The organism is Pseudomonas sp. MEJ086 (assembly GCF_030209025.1).
Taxonomy (GTDB): domain Bacteria; phylum Pseudomonadota; class Gammaproteobacteria; order Pseudomonadales; family Pseudomonadaceae; genus Aquipseudomonas; species Aquipseudomonas fulva_A.
Genome location: NZ_JARVSV010000008.1, coordinates 444,162 through 464,852 on the forward strand (window position 1 = coordinate 444,162; position 20,691 = coordinate 464,852).

Sequence of the window (20,691 nt, forward strand, 5' to 3'; positions counted from 1 at the left end):
GTACAATGACCTCCGTTTGCCTGCGCAAAGCCGGGCGCATCGACCTGCGCGCAGAGTAATTGGTTGAATTAGAAAGAAAAATGCCGAGTAAGGCAGTCTGGTGAGAGTTCCCTATGAAAGCAGGTCTGTACCATCCTGATGAGTTCAAGGATAACTGCGGCTTCGGCCTGATCGCACACATGCAGGGTGAGGCCAGCCATCACCTGTTGCAGACCGCGATAGAAGCACTGACCTGCATGACCCACCGTGGCGGCATCAACGCCGACGGCAAGACGGGTGATGGCTGTGGTTTGCTGATTCAAAAGCCCGATCTGTTCCTGCGCGCCGTCGCCAAGGACACCTTCGGCGTCGAGCTGCCCAAGCAATATGCCGTAGGCATGGTCTTCCTCAATCAGGACGAGACCAAGGCCAGTGCTGCCCGCGACAACATGAATCGCGAAATCCAGGCTGCCGGTTTGACTCTGGTCGGCTGGCGCAAGGTGCCGATCGATACCAGCGTGCTTGGCCGCCTGGCTCTGGAGCGCCTGCCGCAGATCGAACAGGTGTTCATCAGTGCCGATGGCCTGAGCGATCAGGACTTCGCCATCAAACTGTTCTGTGCCCGTCGCCGCTCCTCGGTGGCCAACGCCGCGGACAGCGAGCACTACATCTGCAGCTTTTCGCACAAGACCATCATCTACAAAGGCCTGATGATGCCGGCCGACCTGCAGCAGTTCTACCCGGACCTGGGTGACGAGCGCCTGCAGACTGCGATCTGCGTGTTCCACCAGCGCTTTTCCACCAACACCCTGCCGAAGTGGCCGCTGGCTCAGCCGTTCCGTTTCCTCGCCCACAATGGCGAGATCAACACCATCACCGGTAACCGCAACTGGGCGCAGGCACGCCGTACCAAATTCGAGAACGGCCAGATTCCTGCCCTCGAAGAGCTCGGCCCGCTGGTCAACCGCGTGGGCTCCGACTCCTCGAGCATGGACAACATGCTCGAACTGATGGTCACCGGCGGCATCGACCTGTTCCGCGGCGTGCGCATGATCATTCCGCCAGCCTGGCAGAACGTCGAAACCATGGACGCCGACCTGCGGGCGTTCTACGAATACAATTCCATGCACATGGAGCCCTGGGATGGCCCCGCTGGCGTAGTGCTGACCGATGGTCGTCACGCCGTGTGCCTGCTCGACCGCAACGGCCTGCGTCCGGCGCGTTGGGTGACCACCACCAATGGCTACATCACCCTGGCCTCGGAAATCGGCGTGTGGAATTACCAGCCCGAAGACGTGGTCGCCAAAGGCCGTGTCGGCCCGGGCCAGATCCTTGCCGTCGATACCGAAACCGGTCAGGTGCTGACCACCGACGACATCGACAATCGCCTCAAGTCCCGCCACCCCTACAAGCAGTGGCTGCGCAAGAGCGCGCTGCGTATCCAGGCGACCATGGAAGACAACGACCATGGTTCGGCCTTCTACGAAGCGGATCAGCTCAAGCAGTACATGAAGATGTTCCAGGTCACCTTCGAGGAGCGTGACCAGGTGCTGCGTCCGCTCGCCGAGCAGGGCCAGGAAGCGGTTGGCTCGATGGGCGATGACACGCCGATGGCGGTGTTGAGTCAGCGCGTGCGTTCACCGTACGACTATTTCCGCCAGCAGTTCGCGCAGGTCACCAACCCGCCGATCGACCCGCTGCGTGAAGCCATCGTCATGTCGCTGGAGATCTGCCTCGGTGCCGAGCGCAACATCTTCGAGGAGTCCCCGGAACATGCGTCGCGGGTGATCCTCAGCTCGCCGGTGATCTCCCCGGCCAAGTGGCGCACCCTGATGAATCTGCAGCGCCCGGGATTCGAGCGGCAGATCATCGACCTCAACTACGACGAGTCGATCGGCCTGGAAGCGGCCGTGCGCAACATGGCCGACCAGGCCGAAGAAGCCGTGCGCTCCGGCAAGGTACTGCTGGTTCTGACCGACCGTCACATCGCGCCGGGCAAGCTGCCGGCCCACGCTGCGCTGGTCACCGGGGCGGTACACCATCGCCTGACCGAAACCGGCCTGCGCTGCGATTGCAACATCCTGGTCGAAACCGCCACCGCCCGTGACCCGCACCACTATGCGGTGCTGATCGGTTTCGGCGCTTCGGCGGTGTACCCGTTCCTGGCCTACGAAGTGCTGGGTGATCTGATCCGTACCGGTGAGGTGCTGGGTGATCTGTACGAAGTCTTCAAGTACTACCGCAAGGGCATTTCCAAGGGCTTGCTGAAGATCCTCTCGAAGATGGGCATCTCCACCGTCGGTTCCTACCGCGGTGCTCAGCTGTTCGAGGCGGTCGGTCTGGCCGACGAGGTCACCGGTCTGTGCTTCCGTGGCGTACCGAGCCGCCTCAAGGGCGCGCGTTTCGTCGACCTGGAAGCCGAGCAGAAGGCGCTGGCGGGCGAAGCCTGGAACAACCGCAAGGCGATCCAGCAGGGTGGCCTGCTGAAGTTCGTCTACGGCGGCGAGTACCACGCCTACAACCCCGATGTGGTCAACACCCTGCAAGCAGCGGTGAAGCAGGGCAGTTACGAGACCTTCAAGGAATACACCAAACTGGTTGATACCCGCCCGGTGTCGATGCTGCGTGACCTGTTGCAGGTCAGGCTGGCCGATACGCCGTTGGCACTGGATGACGTCGAGCCGCTGGAATCGATCTTCAAGCGTTTCGATGCCGCCGGTATCTCCCTGGGGGCACTGTCGCCGGAGGCTCACGAAGCCCTGGCCGAGGCTATGAACCGGCTGGGCGCACGCTCCAACTCCGGAGAAGGCGGTGAAGACCCGGCTCGCTATGGCACCATCAAGAGCTCCAAGATCAAGCAGATCGCCACCGGCCGTTTCGGGGTCACCCCGGAGTACCTGGTCAATGCCGAAGTGCTGCAGATCAAGGTGGCTCAGGGTGCCAAGCCGGGCGAAGGTGGTCAGCTGCCGGGTGGCAAGGTCAACGGGCTGATCGCCAAGCTGCGTTACGCGGTACCGGGCGTCACCCTGATTTCGCCGCCGCCGCACCACGATATCTATTCGATCGAAGACCTGGCGCAGCTGATCTATGACCTCAAGCAGGTCAACCCCAGTGCCCTGGTATCGGTCAAGCTGGTATCCGAAGCGGGCGTCGGCACCATCGCCGCCGGTGTCGCCAAGGCTTACGCCGACCTGATCACCATTTCCGGTTATGACGGCGGCACCGGCGCTTCGCCGCTGACGTCGATCAAGTATGCCGGCGCGCCGTGGGAGCTGGGCCTGGCGGAAACTCACCAGACCCTGCGCGGCAACGACCTGCGCGGCAAGGTGCGGGTGCAGACCGACGGCGGCCTGAAAACCGGCCTCGACGTGATCAAGGCTGCCATCCTCGGTGCCGAGAGCTTCGGCTTCGGTACCGCGCCAATGGTCGCTCTGGGCTGCAAGTACCTGCGTATCTGTCACCTGAACAACTGCGCAACAGGCGTGGCGACTCAGAACGACAAGCTGCGCAAGGATCACTTCATCGGCACCGTCGACATGGTGGTGAATTTCTTCACCTTCGTCGCCGAGGAAACCCGCGAGTGGCTGGCCAAGCTGGGCGTGCGCAGTCTGGGCGAACTGATCGGGCGTACCGATCTGCTGGAGATTCTGCCGGGCGAAACCGCCAAGCAGAACCACCTGGATCTGACCCCGCTGCTGGGTAGCGATCACATTCCGGCCGACAAACCGCAGTTCTGTGAAGTCGACCGCAACCCGCCGTTCGACCAGGGGCTGCTGGCCGAAGAGATGCTGTCCATGGCCAAGTCGGCGATCGACAGCGCCAGTGGCGGCGACTACCAGCTGGATATCTGCAACTGCGACCGCTCCATCGGTGCCCGCGTGTCCGGCGAAATCGCCCGGGTGCATGGCAACCAGGGCATGGTCAAGGCGCCGATCACCTTCCGTTTCAAAGGTACTGCGGGGCAGAGCTTCGGTGTGTGGAACGCCGGTGGGCTGAACCTTTACCTCGAAGGCGACGCCAACGATTACGTCGGCAAGGGCATGACCGCTGGCAAGCTGGTGATCGTGCCACCGAAGGGCAGCCCGTTCAAAACCCAGGACAGCGCGATCATCGGCAACACCTGCCTGTACGGCGCCACCGGTGGCAAGCTGTTCGCAGCGGGTACCGCAGGTGAGCGTTTCGCGGTGCGCAACTCCGGCGCCCATTCCGTGGTGGAAGGCGTGGGTGACCATTGCTGCGAGTACATGACCGGTGGTTTCGTCTGCGTGCTGGGCAAGACCGGCTACAACTTCGGCTCAGGCATGACCGGTGGTTTCGCCTACGTGCTGGACCTGGACAACAGCTTCTACGACCGGGTCAACCACGAGCTGGTAGAGATTCAACGGATCAACAACGAGTCCATGGAGGCTTACCGTAGCCACCTGGAGCGGGTGTTGGCCGAGTACGTCGAAGAGACGTCGAGCGAGTGGGGTCGCAATCTGCTGGAAAACCTGGACGACTACCTGCGCAAGTTCTGGCTGGTGAAACCCAAGGCTGCGAACCTCAAGTCGCTGCTCTCCAGCATCCGCGCCAACCCGCAATAAGCAGCTTCAAGCGGCGAGCCCTGACAGCGGGGCTCGCCGCTCAACGTGATTGTCTTGCAGCTTCGAGCGTGTCGCTCGGCGCTGCTGCTAAGAGGTTTATGACATGGCTGAACGTCTGAATAACGACTTCCAGTTCATCGAAGTCGGGCGCAAAGACCCGAAGAAGAAGCTGCTGCGTCAGCGCAAGAAAGAATTCGTCGAGATCTACGACACCTTCAAGCCGGCTCAGGCCGGTGATCAGGCACACCGCTGCCTGGGTTGCGGCAACCCGTATTGCGAGTGGAAGTGCCCGGTGCACAACTTCATCCCCAACTGGTTGAAGCTGGTCTCCGAAGGCAACATTCTGGCTGCCGCCGAACTCAGCCACCAGACCAACACCCTGCCGGAAGTCTGCGGCCGCGTGTGCCCGCAGGATCGTCTGTGCGAAGGTGCCTGCACCCTCAACGACGGCTTCGGTGCGGTGACCATCGGCTCGGTGGAGAAGTACATCACCGATACCGCTTTCGCCATGGGCTGGCGCCCGGACATGTCCAAGGTCAAACCGACCGGCAAACGTGTCGCGGTGATCGGTGCCGGTCCGGCCGGCCTGGGCTGTGCGGACATTCTGGTGCGCAATGGCGTGACGCCGGTGGTGTTCGACAAGAACCCGGAAATCGGCGGCCTGCTGACCTTCGGCATTCCCGAGTTCAAGCTGGAAAAGAGCGTACTGAGCAATCGCCGCGAAGTCTTCACCGGCATGGGTATCGAATTCCGTTTGAACACCGAGATCGGCAAGGACATCACCATGCAGCAGTTGCTGGATGAGTACGATGCCGTGTTCATGGGCATGGGCACCTACACCTACATGAAGGGCGGCTTCCCGGGCGAGGACCTGCCGGGCGTGCACGACGCGCTGGACTTCCTGATCGCCAACGTCAATCGCAACCTCGGTTTCGAGAAGGCGCCGGAAGACTTCGTCGACATGAAGGGCAAGCGCGTCGTGGTCCTCGGCGGCGGCGACACTGCGATGGACTGCAACCGCACCTCGATTCGCCAGGGCGCCAAGGCCGTGACCTGCGCCTATCGCCGTGACGAAGCGAACATGCCGGGCTCGCGCAAGGAAGTGAAGAATGCCAAGGAAGAGGGCGTGAAGTTCCTCTTCAACCGCCAGCCCATCGCCATCGTCGGCGAGGACAAGGTCGAAGGCGTAAAGGTGGTCGAGACCCGTCTCGGCGAGCCCGATGCCCGTGGCCGTCGCAGCCCCGAGCCAATCCCGGGCTCCGAGGAGATCATCCCGGCAGAAGCCGTGCTGATCGCCTTCGGTTTCCGACCGAGCCCGGCGCCCTGGTTCGATGATTTCGATATCCGTATCGATACCCAGGGCCGTGTCGTCGCGCCGGAGAAGGCGACCTTCAAACACCAGACCAGCAACCCGAAGGTGTTCGCCGGTGGTGACATGGTGCGGGGTTCCGACCTGGTGGTGACCGCCATCTACGAAGGCCGCAATGCGGCTGAAGGGATTCTCGACTACCTCGGTGTCTGAGTCTCACCCTTGCTGACGAGGCCGGCCGTACGCCGGCCTCGTCGTTTTAGGCCCTCTAGAGCCTGTTTTCGACGTAGCAGTGCCGGCGCACAGCGGATGTAACCGGTTCCTGGCTGACCTGGGGCAATACGCCGCGTTGATCGTGCCTTTACAGTACCTCCAGCGTTTTCTCAGGAGGTTCCCATGCTGACCACTGCCATCTTCCCATCCCGTTACGTGCAGGGCCGTGGCGCGCTCGAGCAACTCGGCTTCGAGTTGTCGCGCTTCGGCAACAAGACACTGGCGCTGCTCGATCCCTTCGCTGACGATCACCTGGGCGATCTGCTGGAAAACACCTGTGCCGGCCATCTCGATTGTCAGCGGGTGCGTTTTGCCGGTGAGTGCTGCGACGAAGAAATCGCCCGTCTGGTGGCATTGGCTCGGCAGGCCGGGCCCGAGGTGATTCTCGGCATGGGCGGCGGCAAGGCACTGGATACCGCCAAGGCGCTGGCCTACGAACTGCGCCTGCCCGTTGCCGTGGTGCCCACCCTGGCCTCCAGCGACGCCCCCTGCAGCGCACTGTCGGTGATCTACACCGCCGAGGGGGCCTTCAAACGGTATCTGGTGCTGCCGCGCAACCCCGATCTGGTGCTGGTCGACAGCCAGGTGATCGCCCAGGCACCGGCGCGCTTTCTGGTTTCCGGTATGGGGGACGCTCTGGCCACCTGGTTCGAGGCCGAGGATTGCCGCATCAGCGGCGCCGCGAACATGACCGGTCGGCAGGGCCCGCGTACGGCTCATGCACTGGCCCGGTTCTGCTACGACACGTTGCTGGAGTACGGCCCTCTGGCATTGCAGGCCTGCCGCCAGCAGGTGGTGACGCCTGCTCTGGAACATGTCATCGAGGCCAACACACTGCTTTCCGGTCTGGGCTTCGAAAGTGGCGGCCTCGCCGCAGCTCACGCGATTCACAATGGCTTCACGGTCCTCGAGGGTACCCATGCCTACTGGCATGGCGAGAAGGTCACCTTCGGCGTGCTGAGCATGCTGATGCTGCGTGACAGCGAGCCGAGACTGATCGATGAGGTCTATGGTTTCTGTCTCGCCGTCGGCTTGCCGGTCACGCTCGCCGAGATCGGTCTGCCCGATGTCAGCGATGCCGATCTGCTGCGCGCCGCCGAGCTTGCCTGCGCCGCGGGTGAAAGTATCCACAACGAGCCCTTTGCGGTAGATGCGCAGAGCGTACTTGCCGCCATGCGTACCGCCGACGCCGAGGGCTGCCGTCGACTTCAGGCGGCTAGATAGCTGCCCGATGGGCGGCGTGGCGAGGGGCGAGGCGGTCGCCTTGGCCGAACAGTTGCTGCCTGAGGCTGCCGCCCTCGTAGGCCTGGCGGTAGCGGCCACGGCGCTGCAGCTCTGGGACCAGCAGATCGACCACCGCGCTGAGGTCTTCATGGGCGACGGCATAGGTCAGGTTGAAACCGTCGATGCCGGTGGCGTCCAGCCATTCCTCCAGCTGCTCGGCCACTTCGCCGGGGGAGCCGAGCAGAACAGGCCCGCGACCACCCAGGCAGACGAACTCGGCGGCTTCGGCCACTGTCCATTGGCGGTTCGGATCGCTGCGCGTGAAGGACGCCAGGGCTGTGCGCCCGGCATCGTTTTCCAGGTACTCGATGACCTGGTCGCCGCGCAGGTTCGACAGGTCGATGCCTGTCCAGCCGGATAGAAGCGCCAGCGCGGCCTCGACGTCCACGTAGCGACGATAGTCGGCCAGCTTCGCCTCGGCAGCGGCGCGGCTCGGCGCGACGATGATCAGTGCCTGGGCGTAGATCAATTGCTCCTGCGGCTGCCTGCCTGCGTCCCGCAGGGCCTGGCGCAAGCCCGCTACCAGGCCCTTCAGGACGGTCTGGGTGGGGCCGCTGATGAATACGCACTCGGCATGGCGAGCCGCGAAGGCCTGGCCCCGGGGCGAGGCGCCCGCCTGGAACAGCACCGGTGTGCGTTGCGGGGACGGTTCGCAAAGGTGGATGCCGGGCACCTGGTAGTGCTCGCCATGATGGCCGATCGGGTGCACCTTGCTTGGGTCGATGTAGGAGGTTCCGGCCCCGCTGCGGTTGACCGCATCATCTTGCCAACTGCGCTCCCAGAGTTTGTAGAGCACCTGCAGGTATTCCTCGGCCAGCTCATAGCGCTGGTCATGGCCCAGTTGCCTGCCGAGGCCCAGGTTGCGTGCCGCGCTGTCCAGATAGCCGGTGACGATGTTCCAGCCAACCCGGCCATCGGTAAGGTGATCCAGGGTCGACATGCGCCGGGCGAAGGGATAGGGATGCTCGTAGGTCAGTGAGAACGTCACGCCGAAACCCAGGTGCCGGGTCACGGCGGCCATGGCAGGCACGATCAGCAGCGGATCGTTGACCGGTACCTGCACGCCCCCGCGCACCGCTGCATCCGGGCTGCCCTGATAGACATCGTAGACACCCAGTACATCGGCGATGAACAGCGCATCGAACAGCCCCCGTTCGAGCAGCTGCGCCAGTTCAAGCCAATAAGGCAGACGGTTGTGGTGCTGGCTGCGATTGAGTGGATGGCGCCACAGGCCGGGTGACTGGTGGCTGGCGGCATTCATGCTGAAGGCGTTGAAGCGGATCGGTTTGCGGGAGGTCATGACGGCTCCACCGTTGTAGGGTACACGGACAGGTCAATGGCAAGTGGCCGCCCCACCCGGTTGGGCGGGAGGCTAGTCGGCTCGGCCAGGCGCATGCTCCTGTCAGGGCAACAGGGACTGCGGATAGACCGCCTCGTCGACGCGCAGGGGATTGGGGATCAGCCCAAGGCCGAGGAAGGTATCTGCCAGTTTTTGCTGCTCCGCGACGATCTCGGGAGTGATCGCCTCGGCGGCATAGTTGCGGCGCTGGGTGGCGAGAAGCAGTACGTCCGGTGCTATTCCCAATTGCGGTGCGAGCAGGTCGGCGACCTGCTGAGGATTCTTGTTGGCCCAGTCACTGACGTGCGCCAATTGCTGGAAGAACGTCTTCACCAGATCGCCGTTGTGGTCGGTGAACTCGGCTGTGGACAGGTAGAAGGTGCGGTTGTTGGTCAGCCCCTGGCCATCGCGCAGGTTGCGCACCGGCAGCTTCTTTTCGGCTGCAGCGAGGAATGGATCCCACAGCGTGACGGCTTGCACGGAACCCGATTGCAGCGCGGCGATGGCGTCCGCAGCGTTGTTGACGTATGCCGCCGTGATATCGGTATAGCTCAGGCCGGCCTCCTGCAGAGCCAGGGCCAGCAGGTACTGGGCATTCCAGCCGCGGCCGGTGGCTACCCGCTTGCCCTTGAGGTCGGCAATGTTCTGTATGCCGCCCTCATTGTGCACCAGAATGCCGATGCCTTTGGGGTAGGGTTGCTCTGCTGCCAGATAGACCACCGGTTTACCGGCAGCCTGGGCGAATACCGAGGGCGCATCGGCAGCGTGCCCCAGATCGATGGCGCCGGTACTCAGCGCTTCCAGCAATTGCGGGCCGGCGGCGAACTCGTGCCAGCTGACCTTGACGCCCCGGGTTTCGAGCGCCTTCTCCAGTGCGCCGCTTCCCTTGAGAATATTCACGCTGTTGAACTTCTGGTAACCGATTCGCAGCGTCTTGGCGCTCTCGGCTTGGGCTGCTTGCCAAGGCAGCAAGACAGCGCTGGCAGCCGCCAGGAGGCCCAGGGTAAAGGCGCGACGGCTGGGGAAACGGAAAGGACGGGCCATGCTGAACTCCGAAATCGAACCTGATGTGGATGGCCCTCAATATAGAACCGGACGGAACTAGCGAGCACGCGTAATCTTAGTTTTGGGTATAACGTTTTCTTTTCAGTACCTCATCAAGGAATATAAAGAGCAGGTTTGGCGTGGCCAAAAGCCGCAGCTGAGCACCTGCGCCGTGTCTTTTAGGTCGCGCTTTGCGACAATGGCGGGTCTGCCGTCCCTGGAATCCTGTGCCATGACTGCCCTGAAGAACGACCGTTTCCTGCGTGCTCTGCTCAAGCAACCCGTCGATGTCACCCCGGTGTGGATGATGCGTCAGGCGGGCCGCTATCTGCCGGAGTACCGGGCCAGCCGGGCCAAGGCCGGGGATTTCATGAGCCTCATGATGAACCCCGAGTTCGCCTGCGAAGTCACCCTGCAGCCGCTTGATCGTTACCCACAGCTCGATGCAGCCATCCTCTTCTCCGACATCCTCACCATCCCCCACGCCATGGGCCAGGGGCTGTACTTCGAGACGGGTGAAGGGCCGCGCTTCAAGAAGGTCATCAGCAGCGCTGCCGATGTCGACGCGCTGCCGATCCCTGATCCGCAGAAGGATCTGGGCTATGTGATGGATGCAGTGCGCACCATCAAGTCGGCGCTGGGTGGCCGTGTTCCGCTGATCGGCTTTTCCGGCAGCCCGTGGACGCTGGCGACCTACATGGTCGAGGGCGGCTCGTCGAAGGACTTCCGCAAGATCAAGGCGATGCTTTACGACCAGCCCGAGGCCATGCACGCACTGCTCGACAAGCTGGCGCAATCGGTCACCGCCTACCTCAATGGGCAGATCCTCGCCGGTGCCCAGGCGGTGCAGATCTTCGACACCTGGGGTGGCAACCTGTCGTCAGCGGCCTACCAGACGTTCTCCCTGGCTTACATGCAAAAGATCGTCGACGGTCTGATCCGTGAGCATGACGGGCGCAGGATCCCGGTGATCCTGTTCACCAAGAATGGCGGGCTGTGGCTGGAATCGATGGCAGCCACTGGCGCCGATGCGCTGGGGCTGGACTGGAGCTGCGACATTGGCGAGGCGCGCCGCCGAGTCGGTTCTCAAGTGGCCTTGCAGGGCAACATGGACCCTACCGTGCTGTATGCCAAACCGGCGGCAATTCGCGCCGAGGTCGCGCGCATTCTCGCCAGCTATGGCACCGGCAGCGGTCACGTCTTCAACCTGGGGCATGGGATTACCCCGGAAGTCGACCCTGCTCATGCAGGGGCCTTCCTCGAAGCGGTGCATGAGCTGTCTGCCGACTATCACCGCTGATCGGCATCACTGCGCCTGGCGCCCACCGCGCGGTTGGCGCAGGCGTACATCGACCAGGGTGTCGTCTTCGCCATGCTCGAATCTGGCGCCTCCTGGGGTGGGCTTGCCCTTCAGGAGTGACGGATTGCCGGAAAAACCCACAGGCTCGAGAGGGATGCCTCGCGGGCTGAGGTCGAGACGCCCGTTGCCGTTGCTGTCCTGAAACAGTTGCAGGGCGTATTGCCCGGGCGGCACGTCTTTGACGATCAGTTGCTCGCCTTCACCCTGCAGCTCGCGCAGCATCGGCTCCCAGTCTTTCTGCTCGGCGGCCACTAGTGCCAGATACAGGCTGGCGGCACCCCCGTTGCCCTCCACGCGTATCAGCAGATCTCCCGCCTGCGCCGACGAACAGACGAACAGGAGAACCACTGCGCAGACCGTGCAGCGTTTGGTTACGATTTGAAGAATTCTCTGTGGCATAATCCGCCCATTTTGCAGGGATTCGCTTTAAATGCGTCAGGTTCTAGTCGTTCACTTCTCACAGACTGGCCAATTGAACCGCCTGGTGCAATCGGTCTGTGCGCCGTTGCAGGTGAGTGAAGGCATTCAGGTGGATTTCCTGGCGCTGCAACCGGCCAAGCCGTTTCCCTTCCCGTGGCCCTTCCTTGGTTTTTTCCGGATATTCCCGGAAACCGTGTTGATGAAGCCGCAGCCTTTGTTGCCGCTGACGGTCGATCCCGACAAACGCTACGACCTGATCATTCTCGCCTACCAGGTGTGGTTCCTGTCACCCTCGTTGCCCTTCACCAGTTTCCTCGCGTCGCCTGAGGCCGCTCGGCTGCTCAAGGATACGCCGGTGATGACCCTGATCGGTTGTCGCAACATGTGGTTGATGGCCCAGGAAAAGGTCAAGGCCCGTCTGCAGGCGTTGGGCGCGAAGCTGGTCGACAACGCCGTGCTGACCGACGCCTGCGGCACGGCAGCGAGTTTTCTGGCCACGCCGCTGTGGATGTTCACCGGCCGGCAGAAACCCTACAGCTGGGTGCCGCGCGCCGGTATCGACGAGAATGAGATGGCCGCCGCCAGCCGTTTCGGTGATGCCATGGCACGGCGCCTGCTCGCTGACCAGCAGCCGATCGAGCAGCCGATGCTGGGCGGTCTCGGTGCCGTCAAGGTGGATGAAAAGCTGATCGCCAGCGAGAAGGTCGGCAATCGCAGTTTCACGCTGTGGAGCCGACTGCTTGCCGCTCTCGGCCCTCAGCAGAGCAGGCGGCGTGGCGCCGGGCTGGTGGTCTACATCGTTTTCCTGATCTGCCTGATTCTGACCGTGGTGCCGATCAGTGCCCTGTTGAAAAAGTTGTTGGCCCCGCTGTTCAAGGCGCGAATCCAGCGTGAAAAGGCCTACTTCGCCGGCCCGTCCGGCGAATAAACTGGTCCGAGGTAATCCCGTGGTATCTCCTGTATTCATCAATCGCGTCAGTGCAAGCCTGCCCTTTGATCCGGTCGACAACGAGCAGATGGAAGCTCGCCTCGGCATGGTCGGTGGCAAGCCGTCGCGCGCCCGCAAGCTGGTCCTGCGCCGTAACGGCATTCAGCAGCGCCACTACGTCATCGACCCGCTCACCGGCGAGCCAGGCATGAGCAACGCGCAGCTTAGCGCTGCGGCGATCCGTGGCCTGGTCGGCGAGGGGTTCGCGCTGGAAGGTCTGGATTGTCTGGTCGCCAGCACCTCTTCGCCCGACCAGGTGATGCCAGGCCATGCGGTGATGGTGCATGGCGAGCTGGGCAACCCGCCTTGCGAAGTCGCCACCACGGCAGGTATCTGCCTGTGCGGTATGACCGCGCTGAAATACGCCTGGATGAGCGTCGCCAGCGGTGAAAGCCGCAACGCCGTGGCCTGCGGCTCCGAAGTGGCGTCGACGCTGATGCAGGCGCGCAACTTCAATGCCGAATACGAGAGCCGCATCGAGGAGCTGGAGAGTCATCCGGAGATCGCCTTCGAGAAGGATTTCCTGCGCTGGATGCTTTCCGACGGTGCCGGCGCCGTGCTGCTGCAGAATCATCCCAACGCCAGCGGGTTGAGTCTGCGTGTCGACTGGCTGGATATTCTCTCGTTCGCCGATCAGATGCCGGCTTGCATGTACGCCGGTGCCGATATGGAGGACGGCAGCCTGCGTGGCTGGAGCCGCTACGACGCCGATGAGCGCGCTCGGAAATCGGTGATGGCGATCAAGCAGGACGTCAAACTGCTCAACGAGAATATCGTCAAGTACACCGTGGAAGAGGCATTGCGGCGCATCATGGCGCGCCGTGAACTGCGCGTGGCGGATATCGACTGGTTCCTGCCGCACTATTCCTCGGAATTCTTTCGCGACCGTTTGGCCGAGGGCCTGGCCAATGTCGACCTGCCGATTCCGATGGATCGCTGGTTTACCAACCTGACCCGCAAGGGCAATACCGGGGCGGCGTCGATCTTCATCATCCTCGAAGAACTGTTCAATGGCGGACAGCTGCGCAGCGGTCAGAAACTGCTGTGCTACGTGCCGGAAAGTGGGCGTTTCTCCAGTGCATTCATGCACCTTACGGTGGTCGGCAATGAAGCTTGATGAAGTCCCCCAGGACCCCGATTCTGCATACGGCGGACACAGCAAGTTGCTGTATGCCGTGGATGAAAAAGGACATTACCAAGGGGCACAAAGTGCCGGTTGGGAGCCAGAGTCCTACTCCACCCAGCTGGCTGTCGCCGAGCTGGAGGCGCAGGAGGCCGAAGCCCATGCCGCCTGGCAGCGCGGTGAGCTGTCGCCGTTGAAGTGCCTGATGTATCGCTATCGCATGGACGAGCCGGCGCTGGCGCAGATCGCCGGGCTCTGGCAGTGGCGCGTGCGCCGGCATTTTCGACCCGAGATCTACCGACGCCTAAACGATTCGCTGTTGGCTCGCTATGCCGAGGCCTTTGGCCTGTCCGTCGACGAATTGCGTCGCTACCAGAAGGAACTGCCATGAGCGCGTTCGAGCACCGTCAGAGCGCCCACTGCGAAAGCGGCGTCATGGCCAGTCTGCTGACCCATGCCGGCCTGCCGATGAGCGAGCCGATGGCGTTCGGCCTGGCATCGGGCCTGGCATTCGCCTACCTGCCGATCGTCAAGCTGGGCGGCATGCCGCTGATTGCCTATCGGATGCCGCCCCGCCACCTGATCAAGACGCTGAGCAAGCGTCTGGGCGTGCGCCTGACCAGCCGTACCTTCGCCAATCCCGAGCAGGGCCGCATCGCTCTGGATGCCGCGCTCGACAGTGGTCGCCTGGCCGGGCTGCAGAGTTCGGTGTTCTGGTTGCCGTACTTTCCGCCGGAGATGCGCTTTCACTTCAATGCCCACAACCTGCTGGCCTATGGTCGTGAGGGCAACGAGTACCTGCTCAGCGATCCAGTCTTCGAAGCGCCGGTGCGCTGTGCTGCCGAGGATTTGCAGAAAGCGCGCTTCGCCAAGGGTGCCCTGGCGGCGAAGGGCTTGATGTATTACCTGGACGACGTATCCCCCGATCAGGATTGGGAGCGGCTGATTCGCAAGAGCGTGCTGTCGACCTCACGCATCCTCGATGGCATGCCGCTGCCGTGGATCGGCATTCGCGGTATTCAGCACCTGGCCAAGCGCGTCGAGGCGCTCGACCCGGGGCAGGCCAAGTACAACCGCCTGTACCTCACCCATATCGTGCGCATGCAAGAGGAGATCGGTACCGGTGGTGCGGGCTTCCGCTTCATGTACGCGAGCTTCCTGCAGGAGGCCGGTGAGAAGATCGGTGATACCACGTTGCAGGAAGCCTCGACACGCATGACCGCCGTAGGCGATGACTGGCGCCAGTTCGCCTCGGCATGCGTGCGGGCCAGCCGCAGCAAGGGCGAAACACCGGATTTCAGGCCGATCGCCGATAGGCTGCGCGGCATCGCCAGTCAGGAACGCGTGCTGATGAAAGAGCTCGGCGCCTGGGCCAAGCGCAAGGGGTAAGCGAGGGCTGCAGAAAGGCGATAGCGGTCATCGGCGCAGCAGTTGTGGGAGCGGGCCATGCCCGCGATTTTTCGCGCGCATGGCGCGCTCCCACAGTGAGCAGCCACTGTTTTATAGCGGCAACCGCAGCACGTCGATCCCGGCCGTCAGCTCGGCAAAATCTGCTGCCTGGCTCGGGCCGGCGATTAGTACCGCCTGGGCTTCGAACTCACCGTCTTCATCGATCACCACCAGCAACGCCTGGCTGATCAGGCCGTCTGCCAGATCCAGCCCGGCCAGGGCCTGCAGCTGCTTCCAGGCACGCGGGCCTGCGCCGATGAACAGGTTCGGCCCCTCCAGCCCCAGCTGCGCGGCGACGTGAAAGCCCGCTGCGTTGCTTACGCTGTTGACGAATTCGAAGGGCTTGGGCTGCAACTGATTCACGCATACCGCGGCGAGCAGCGAGCCCATGGTTCCCCTGGCCGGATGACGAGATGCCAGATACAGCCCGCAATCACGGCGTACCTTCGCCTTGAGTGGCGCGCTGCACAGCAGTGCCTGGAGGATCAGCCGATCGATTCGTCGAGGCGGGCTGGCCAGCCACTGACTCAGAGTGGCCTTCAGGTCCTTGTCGGAAGCGCTGGCGTCACCGCGGACGCTGCAGGCGGCCATGACCGTGCTCATGGTGTTTCTCCCGTGCCACGCTGCAGCACCAGGCTGGCGTTGTTGCCGCCGAAGCCGAAGAAATTGGCCAGCAGCAGGCTGTCATCGGCGATCGCCAGGGGGGCTGCCGCCAGGGGCAGCAGCGCTTCGTCGGCGTAATCGCAGCCTGGCAGGTGCGCGAGGTTCTGCACCAGCAGCAGTGTTTCAGCCAGGCCACAGGCGCCCAGGGTATGGCCGAGCCACGGTTTGAGCACGCACAGCGGCGGCAGCGCGTCGCCGAACAGCAGGCGCACGCCGTTGCTCTCGGCGCGGTCATTGGCGCCGGTGGCTGTACCGTGGAGTTTCACCAGACCGATTTGCTCGACGCTGCTGCCCGCGCTACGCAGGGCTTCGCGCATTACCCAGTCGATGTGGCTGCCGTCTTCCCGCGTGGTGGTCAGGTTGCTGGTGTCGCAGGCGCTGAAACCACCAAGCAGTCTGGCCAGCGGTGCCGGGCCTGGCTCCAGTCCCAGCAGCGTTGCCGCGTAGGCCTCGCCGAGAATCAAGCCGTCGCGCTGAGGGTGGAAGGGGCGATAGCGGCCGCTGGGCGAGACCAGATCCAATGCGCCGAAGCCTTGCTGCGCTATGGCACTGGGTGTTTCGAAAGCCAGCACCAAAGTGCGGCGATAAAGCTTCGCACCGAGCAGTCGGGCACCGTACAGCAGCCCGTTGGCGGCGCTGGTGCAGGCGGTATTGAGGGTGTAGGCATCGGCGAAGCCCCAGCGCTCGCGCAATTGCTCGGCGATCAGGTCGAGAGAGGTCGAGTGATCGTGATGAAAGCCACCCTGCCGCTTCGTACGTTCTTCCAGTTCGTCGATATCCAGGCTGGTGCTGGCGACGATCAGCAGGCAATCGTCCAGCTGGCCGGCATCTGTGCCAAGTGTCTCGCGGATCAGGCGGTCGACGTGCTGATGCCGACTTTCGCCCGCGGGCAGGCCGAGGTGGGCGCGCGGCTGCAGCAGTTCATGCAGCACGAAGTTGCCCGCTGCGGGCAGTACGCCGCGTTGCAAGGCCTCACCGGCGGCGTGCAGATCTGCGCCAAGCGCACTGTGCAGGGCACCTCGTTGGAGGTAGACGGGCGTCACTGCTTCTGCCTGATGAAGGCCGCGATGCTGGAGATGCTATTGAGGATGCGCCGCCCGTCCTTGGCGCCTTCGATACGCACCCCGTAGTGCTGCTGAAGGGCCAGCGAGACCTGCAGCGCGTCCAGGCTGTCCATCTGAATGCGGCTTTGCTGACCGAACAGCGGCTCGTCATCCTCGATGCTCTGCCAATCGATGTCGTCTTCCTTGTCGCACTCGCGAATCAGCAATTGCTTGAGCTTTTCTTCTAGTAGTGTGTGGTCCATTGCGTTTGCTGTACTCGTTTGTGGAACAGGAACAAGCCACTGGCACCGGCCAGCGCTGCGAACAGCAGCAGGCGCACGCACCAGGGGGCTACGTCGTTCAGTGAGCCGTGGCCCACCAGCAGGGTGAGGAAGGCGTCGAGCGCCCAGCTCATTGGAGAAACTTCCGCCAGTTGGCGCATGGCCTCCGGCATCACGCTCTTGGGTACCATGATGCCGCCGATGGCTGCGAGGATGATATTGATCCCGCCGCCAAGCAATAGGGCTTGTTCACTACTTCGTGCCAGTGCGGCCAGCAGCAGGCCCAGGCTGCTGGTGGCCAGTGCGATGCTCGCTGCCAGCAGGGCGTAAGCGGCCAGGCTGCCATTGAGTTCCAGCGCCGGCAGGCCGACCAGCGGCAGGCCATGCATGCCGATGCTCAGCAGCAGCACGAACTGCAACAGGTTGATGGCCAGGTAAGGCAGCATCTTGCTCAGTGCCAGGGTGCCGAGCCCCAGGCCCAGGCAGCGGAAGCGCAGCAGAGCGCCACTCTGCTGTTCGCGCTGAAAGCTGCCGGCCATTGGCAGCACCACGAAGAACATGCCGAAAATCAGCCATGCCGGGACGCTCATCTGCGTGGCGTTGGCCTGGTTGCTCAGGTCGCCGCTGGCCAGGCGCTCCTGCTCGTCGATCTGGCTCTCGGTACGTTGCTGAATCAGCTCGAGTTGTTCGCCGGGGCTGAGGCCCTGATCCAGCGCACCGCTGTCCTGCAGATAGGCGAGCAGTCGGGTCTGGGCCAGGGCGATGGTGACCGCGCCATGTAGGCGCTGGCGCGAAAGTCGGTCGAATTGCGCGGGAAAGCTCAGGGTAGGGCCCTGGTGGGGGGTATCCAGTAGCCTGTCGTCGAAGTCGGCGGCCAGGCTGATGCGCGTCATTTCGGGCGGCCCACTGGCCAGCAACTGGCTGTCAGGCAGTTGCGCCTGCAGCGCACTGTGGAAAAAACGGCTGGAATCGCTCTGCTGCGGTGTTTCGATCACCAGTTGCAGGGGCGGCAGGCGATCCTGCAGGTAGCTGGACATGGCTCCGGCCATGATCACCAGAAACAGCGTCGGCATGATGAACAGCACGGCCAGGGCGTGAGGGTCACGCAGCAGCAGAAGGATTTCCTTGCGAACCAGAGCACGCAGCCTCATAGCCTGCCTCCATTGAGGCGCAGGTAGAGCTGCTCCAGTGACGGGCGGCCAAAGCGCAGCAGGCTCGGTGCGTGTTGCTGTTCGCTGATGAAGCGGGTGATCGTCAGCAATTGCTCCACGTCCAGCGAGGCGATGCGCACGCCATTGGTTCGTTGTTCGACACTCAGGCCCAGGCTGTCGAGCAGTGGTAGCAGGGCATCAGGTTGGCGCTCGGGCCACTCCAGAAACAGGCCTGGCTGATCGCCGAGCAACTGCTGCTTGTCGATGTCCAGCTGCACGCGACCTTCGTGAAGCAGCAGGATGCGATCCGCTACTCGCTCCACTTCGTCCAGATAATGACTGGTGTAAATCACCGCCTTGCCCTCGGCGGTCAGTGTCTGGACGGCTTCGAGGAGCATCTGCCGGCTGGCAGCGTCGACGCCGACGGTGGCTTCGTCGAACAGATACAGCTCCGCCGGTTGCAACAGGCCGATGGCGAAATTCAGGCGTCGCTGCTCACCGCCGGAAAGCCGTTCTGCACGGCGATCGAGCTTGTCTTCCAGAGCCGTACTGGCGATGCAGTGAGCGAGGCGCTGATGACGCTCCGGACCGCGCAGCTCGTAGAGATCGGCGAACAGCGCGAGGTTTTCCCTGACCTTCAGCCCGGCATAGAACGCCAGTTGCTGGGGCACCAGGCCAAGGCGCCGTTCGCCTTGCCAGACGATCTCTCCGCCGAGCGGCTGCAGCACGCCGCTGAGCAGTGACAACAGGGTCGTCTTGCCTGCGCCGTTGCTGCCGAGCAGCCCCAGGCATTGCCCCGCCTGCAGGTGCAGGTCGATACCTTGCAGCGCCGGCTGTTGAGCTTCGGGGTAGCGATAACCGAGGTTCTTCAGCTCAAGCACGGACGAGCACCAGGAGAAGTTTGCCATCGAGCAGCAGGCGGCCCTCGCTGTGCACGCTGAAGCCATACAGCGCGCCCACCGGGCTGATGGTCTCCTGGGTCGCGTCGACCAGCAGGTCGCCGCTGCGCTGTACGGGGTGGTGGTGCAACTGCAGTTGCGAGAGCTTGCCGACCAGAGCCATTTTTATGGCGCTGTCGTTGCCGTATAAGGCACCATGCGCTGCACACAGTTGGGCAGCGGCTTCGAACAGCAGGCAGGGTGAGGCGTTCTCGCCCAGGCTGTCGAGGTGGTGCCAGCCGCTCAGACCGCGGATGGTGCGGGCGTCATGTTCGACTAGCGCGTCCAGCCAGAGCGCCTTGCCCTGGTGCGGCAGCAGTGTGTGCAGTTGGGTGCGATCCATGGCGAGCGTCTGGGCGTGCGAGCGTGGCAGTGTAACAGAGGGTGATTAGGGAGGAGTGTGGTGGAGGTCTGGCAATTACTGGTTTTCGTGGGGCTGAGTATCGTTCTGACGGGTATTTCCTGGCGGTCGCTGGGTAACCCGCGTAGCCATGGGTTCTACCGTTTCATCGCCTGGGAACTGATGGCAGTGGCACTGGTGCTCAATGCGCCGTTCTGGTTCGAGGACCGCGATGCGACGCATCAGCGGGTTTCCTGGGTACTGCTGACGGCTTCACTGCTGGTGCTGTTCGCCGGCGTGTACCAGATGCGCCGTTTCGGGCGTGCCGATGAGCAGCGTCAGGATGACGAGCTGTTCGCCTTCGAACGCACCTCGAAACTGGTCACCAGCGGCATCTTCCGCTACATCCGTCATCCGATGTACTGCTCGCTGCTGCTGCTTGCCTGGGGCATCGCCTGGAAGCAGCCGACTGCGGTGACGCTTATACTGGCATTGCTGTCGAGTGTGGCGCTGTGGCTCGCCGCCAGGTGCGAGGAGCGTGAGTGCCAGGCCTACTTCGGCGATGCCTATCGCGACTACATGGCGCGCAGTCGGATGTTCGTGCCGTTCATTTTCTGATTCGCCGGCCAGCAGCCTGAGCGCCGAGAATGATTTTCCCGGCGCTCGTACCCTTACTTGACGCGAGCGTACTTGGCCTTCAGTGCGACGCCAGCCATGATGGCGCCGGCGTGGCATTCGTATTTGCTGTTGTCGCGGTATTCCTTGTTCTTGTAGTTGCTGGCCAGGTCGACAACGGCGTTGGCGCCTGCCGCCTTGGCCGAGTTCTGCAGCTTGATCAGCGCCGATTGCAGCGCCCAGCTGCAGGCGGCTTCGTCGGTCTTGTTGAAGGCGTTGGTCTTCTGGCTGGTGGTGACGTTGGCGTTGATGATCTTGGCGCCAGCTGGCGTCTTGTTCAGGTAGAACTTCACCGAACCATCGAGGCGGCCAGCCTGGGTGGCTTCGTTGACCACCGACTGGAAGTCCAGGAAGTGGGCGGTGTCACGGGCCTGGCTGACGGCAGGCAGCAGGGCGGCGGTGAGAAGTGCGGCAGCGGTCCAGGTTTTTGCGTTCATGGGTAACTCCTT

General features: G+C 63.1%; 19 protein-coding genes. 9 read left to right on the forward strand and 10 right to left on the reverse strand.

Features of this window, described 5'->3' with window-relative positions; all coding sequences use genetic code 11:
* Positions 1 to 113: 113 nt before the first annotated feature.
* The 3 genes from gltB (at position 114) to QRN22_RS07270 (ending at position 7,368) form a co-directional block, all read left to right on the forward strand.
* Positions 114 to 4,562 (forward strand): glutamate synthase large subunit, encoded by a 4,449-nt coding sequence (gene gltB, locus QRN22_RS07260; RefSeq protein WP_042552250.1) that lies wholly within the window; start codon positions 114 to 116, stop codon positions 4,560 to 4,562.
* Positions 4,563 to 4,665: 103 nt separating this feature from the next.
* Complete coding sequence (locus tag QRN22_RS07265) at positions 4,666 to 6,084, forward strand: glutamate synthase small subunit GltD family protein (RefSeq protein ID WP_042552251.1); 1,419 nt, start codon at positions 4,666 to 4,668, stop codon at positions 6,082 to 6,084.
* A 183-nt stretch (positions 6,085 to 6,267) separates the two neighbouring features.
* Complete coding sequence (locus tag QRN22_RS07270; protein ID WP_042552252.1) at positions 6,268 to 7,368, forward strand: glycerol dehydrogenase; 1,101 nt, start codon at positions 6,268 to 6,270, stop codon at positions 7,366 to 7,368.
* Here QRN22_RS07270 and QRN22_RS07275 read toward each other — a convergent pair.
* A complete protein-coding gene (locus tag QRN22_RS07275) occupies positions 7,361 to 8,728 on the reverse strand; it encodes an LLM class flavin-dependent oxidoreductase (protein ID WP_042552253.1) in 1,368 nt (455 codons plus the stop codon). The two genes, QRN22_RS07270 and QRN22_RS07275, sit on opposite strands and share 8 nt — an antisense overlap.
* Before the next feature lie 102 nt (positions 8,729 to 8,830).
* Positions 8,831 to 9,811 (reverse strand): aliphatic sulfonate ABC transporter substrate-binding protein, encoded by a 981-nt coding sequence (locus tag QRN22_RS07280; protein WP_042552254.1) that lies wholly within the window; start codon positions 9,809 to 9,811, stop codon positions 8,831 to 8,833.
* Between the two features lie 232 nt (positions 9,812 to 10,043).
* Here QRN22_RS07280 and hemE point away from each other — a divergent pair, with 232 nt between their 5' ends.
* Complete coding sequence (gene hemE / locus QRN22_RS07285) at positions 10,044 to 11,111, forward strand: uroporphyrinogen decarboxylase (protein ID WP_042552255.1); 1,068 nt, start codon at positions 10,044 to 10,046, stop codon at positions 11,109 to 11,111.
* Positions 11,112 to 11,117: 6 nt separating this feature from the next.
* Here the strand turns inward: hemE and QRN22_RS07290 are convergent, their stop codons facing one another.
* Positions 11,118 to 11,519, reverse strand: a complete 402-nt coding sequence (locus QRN22_RS07290) for a DUF2141 domain-containing protein (RefSeq protein WP_042552334.1) — start codon at positions 11,517 to 11,519, stop codon at positions 11,118 to 11,120.
* Between the two features lie 82 nt (positions 11,520 to 11,601).
* Between QRN22_RS07290 and QRN22_RS07295 the strand changes: the two genes are divergently transcribed.
* From QRN22_RS07295 to darH, 4 genes are read left to right on the forward strand one after another with little or no spacing between them, the layout of a single operon-like run.
* Positions 11,602 to 12,519 (forward strand): hypothetical protein, encoded by a 918-nt coding sequence (locus tag QRN22_RS07295; protein WP_042552256.1) that lies wholly within the window; start codon positions 11,602 to 11,604, stop codon positions 12,517 to 12,519.
* 19 nt (positions 12,520 to 12,538) lie between these two features.
* Positions 12,539 to 13,696, forward strand: a complete 1,158-nt coding sequence (locus QRN22_RS07300) for a beta-ketoacyl-ACP synthase III (RefSeq protein WP_042552257.1) — start codon at positions 12,539 to 12,541, stop codon at positions 13,694 to 13,696.
* Positions 13,686 to 14,093, forward strand: coding sequence for a DarG family dialkylresorcinol biosynthesis protein (locus QRN22_RS07305; protein WP_042552258.1), 408 nt, complete (start codon positions 13,686 to 13,688; stop codon positions 14,091 to 14,093). Before QRN22_RS07300 ends, QRN22_RS07305 begins: the two co-directional genes overlap by 11 nt.
* Positions 14,090 to 15,091, forward strand: coding sequence for a BtrH-related acyltransferase DarH (gene darH, locus QRN22_RS07310; RefSeq protein ID WP_042552259.1), 1,002 nt, complete (start codon positions 14,090 to 14,092; stop codon positions 15,089 to 15,091). Before QRN22_RS07305 ends, darH begins: the two co-directional genes overlap by 4 nt.
* 111 nt (positions 15,092 to 15,202) lie before the next feature.
* Here the strand turns inward: darH and QRN22_RS07315 are convergent, their stop codons facing one another.
* The 6 genes from QRN22_RS07315 to QRN22_RS07340 are packed head-to-tail and all read right to left on the reverse strand — an operon-like array spanning position 15,203 to position 19,570.
* Positions 15,203 to 15,754, reverse strand: a complete 552-nt coding sequence (locus QRN22_RS07315) for a hypothetical protein (protein ID WP_042552260.1) — start codon at positions 15,752 to 15,754, stop codon at positions 15,203 to 15,205.
* Positions 15,751 to 16,857, reverse strand: a complete 1,107-nt coding sequence (locus QRN22_RS07320; RefSeq protein ID WP_042552261.1) for a beta-ketoacyl synthase N-terminal-like domain-containing protein — start codon at positions 16,855 to 16,857, stop codon at positions 15,751 to 15,753. The genes QRN22_RS07315 and QRN22_RS07320 overlap by 4 nt, the downstream gene beginning before the upstream one ends.
* On the reverse strand, positions 16,854 to 17,120 hold the full coding sequence (locus QRN22_RS07325) for an acyl carrier protein (protein ID WP_042552262.1): 267 nt from the start codon (positions 17,118 to 17,120) through the stop codon (positions 16,854 to 16,856). Before QRN22_RS07325 ends, QRN22_RS07320 begins: the two co-directional genes overlap by 4 nt.
* Positions 17,102 to 18,289: an ABC transporter permease gene (locus tag QRN22_RS07330; protein WP_042552263.1), complete on the reverse strand. Its 1,188-nt coding sequence runs from the start codon at positions 18,287 to 18,289 to the stop codon at positions 17,102 to 17,104. The genes QRN22_RS07325 and QRN22_RS07330 overlap by 19 nt, the downstream gene beginning before the upstream one ends.
* Entirely contained in the window at positions 18,286 to 19,170 is an 885-nt protein-coding gene (locus QRN22_RS07335; protein WP_042552264.1) for an ABC transporter ATP-binding protein, read from the reverse strand. Before QRN22_RS07335 ends, QRN22_RS07330 begins: the two co-directional genes overlap by 4 nt.
* Positions 19,163 to 19,570 carry a hotdog family protein gene (locus QRN22_RS07340; RefSeq protein ID WP_042552265.1) on the reverse strand — a complete coding sequence of 136 codons (408 nt, stop codon included), beginning with the start codon at positions 19,568 to 19,570 and terminating at the stop codon, positions 19,163 to 19,165. The genes QRN22_RS07335 and QRN22_RS07340 overlap by 8 nt, the downstream gene beginning before the upstream one ends.
* A gap of 60 nt (positions 19,571 to 19,630) precedes the next feature.
* Between QRN22_RS07340 and QRN22_RS07345 the strand changes: the two genes are divergently transcribed.
* Entirely contained in the window at positions 19,631 to 20,185 is a 555-nt protein-coding gene (locus tag QRN22_RS07345) for a methyltransferase family protein (protein WP_052493748.1), read from the forward strand.
* A 53-nt stretch (positions 20,186 to 20,238) separates the two neighbouring features.
* Here the strand turns inward: QRN22_RS07345 and QRN22_RS07350 are convergent, their stop codons facing one another.
* Complete coding sequence (locus tag QRN22_RS07350) at positions 20,239 to 20,679, reverse strand: hypothetical protein (protein WP_042552267.1); 441 nt, start codon at positions 20,677 to 20,679, stop codon at positions 20,239 to 20,241.
* Positions 20,680 to 20,691: the final 12 nt, after the last annotated feature.

Excerpts from the sequence above, each read along its gene's own strand:
- gltB (WP_042552250.1), top strand. The coding sequence starts at position 114 with ATGAAAGCAGGTCTGTACCATCCTGATGAGTTCAAGGATAACTGCGGC.
- QRN22_RS07265 (WP_042552251.1), top strand. The coding sequence starts at position 4,666 with ATGGCTGAACGTCTGAATAACGACTTCCAGTTCATCGAAGTCGGGCGC.
- QRN22_RS07270 (WP_042552252.1), top strand. The coding sequence starts at position 6,268 with ATGCTGACCACTGCCATCTTCCCATCCCGTTACGTGCAGGGCCGTGGC.
- QRN22_RS07275 (WP_042552253.1), bottom strand. The coding sequence starts at position 8,728 with ATGACCTCCCGCAAACCGATCCGCTTCAACGCCTTCAGCATGAATGCC.
- QRN22_RS07280 (WP_042552254.1), bottom strand. The coding sequence starts at position 9,811 with ATGGCCCGTCCTTTCCGTTTCCCCAGCCGTCGCGCCTTTACCCTGGGC.
- hemE (WP_042552255.1), top strand. The coding sequence starts at position 10,044 with ATGACTGCCCTGAAGAACGACCGTTTCCTGCGTGCTCTGCTCAAGCAA.
- QRN22_RS07295 (WP_042552256.1), top strand. The coding sequence starts at position 11,602 with ATGCGTCAGGTTCTAGTCGTTCACTTCTCACAGACTGGCCAATTGAAC.
- QRN22_RS07305 (WP_042552258.1), top strand. The coding sequence starts at position 13,686 with ATGAAGCTTGATGAAGTCCCCCAGGACCCCGATTCTGCATACGGCGGA.
- darH (WP_042552259.1), top strand. The coding sequence starts at position 14,090 with ATGAGCGCGTTCGAGCACCGTCAGAGCGCCCACTGCGAAAGCGGCGTC.
- QRN22_RS07315 (WP_042552260.1), bottom strand. The coding sequence starts at position 15,754 with ATGAGCACGGTCATGGCCGCCTGCAGCGTCCGCGGTGACGCCAGCGCT.
- QRN22_RS07325 (WP_042552262.1), bottom strand. The coding sequence starts at position 17,120 with ATGGACCACACACTACTAGAAGAAAAGCTCAAGCAATTGCTGATTCGC.
- QRN22_RS07330 (WP_042552263.1), bottom strand. The coding sequence starts at position 18,289 with ATGAGGCTGCGTGCTCTGGTTCGCAAGGAAATCCTTCTGCTGCTGCGT.
- QRN22_RS07340 (WP_042552265.1), bottom strand. The coding sequence starts at position 19,570 with ATGGATCGCACCCAACTGCACACACTGCTGCCGCACCAGGGCAAGGCG.
- QRN22_RS07350 (WP_042552267.1), bottom strand. The coding sequence starts at position 20,679 with ATGAACGCAAAAACCTGGACCGCTGCCGCACTTCTCACCGCCGCCCTG.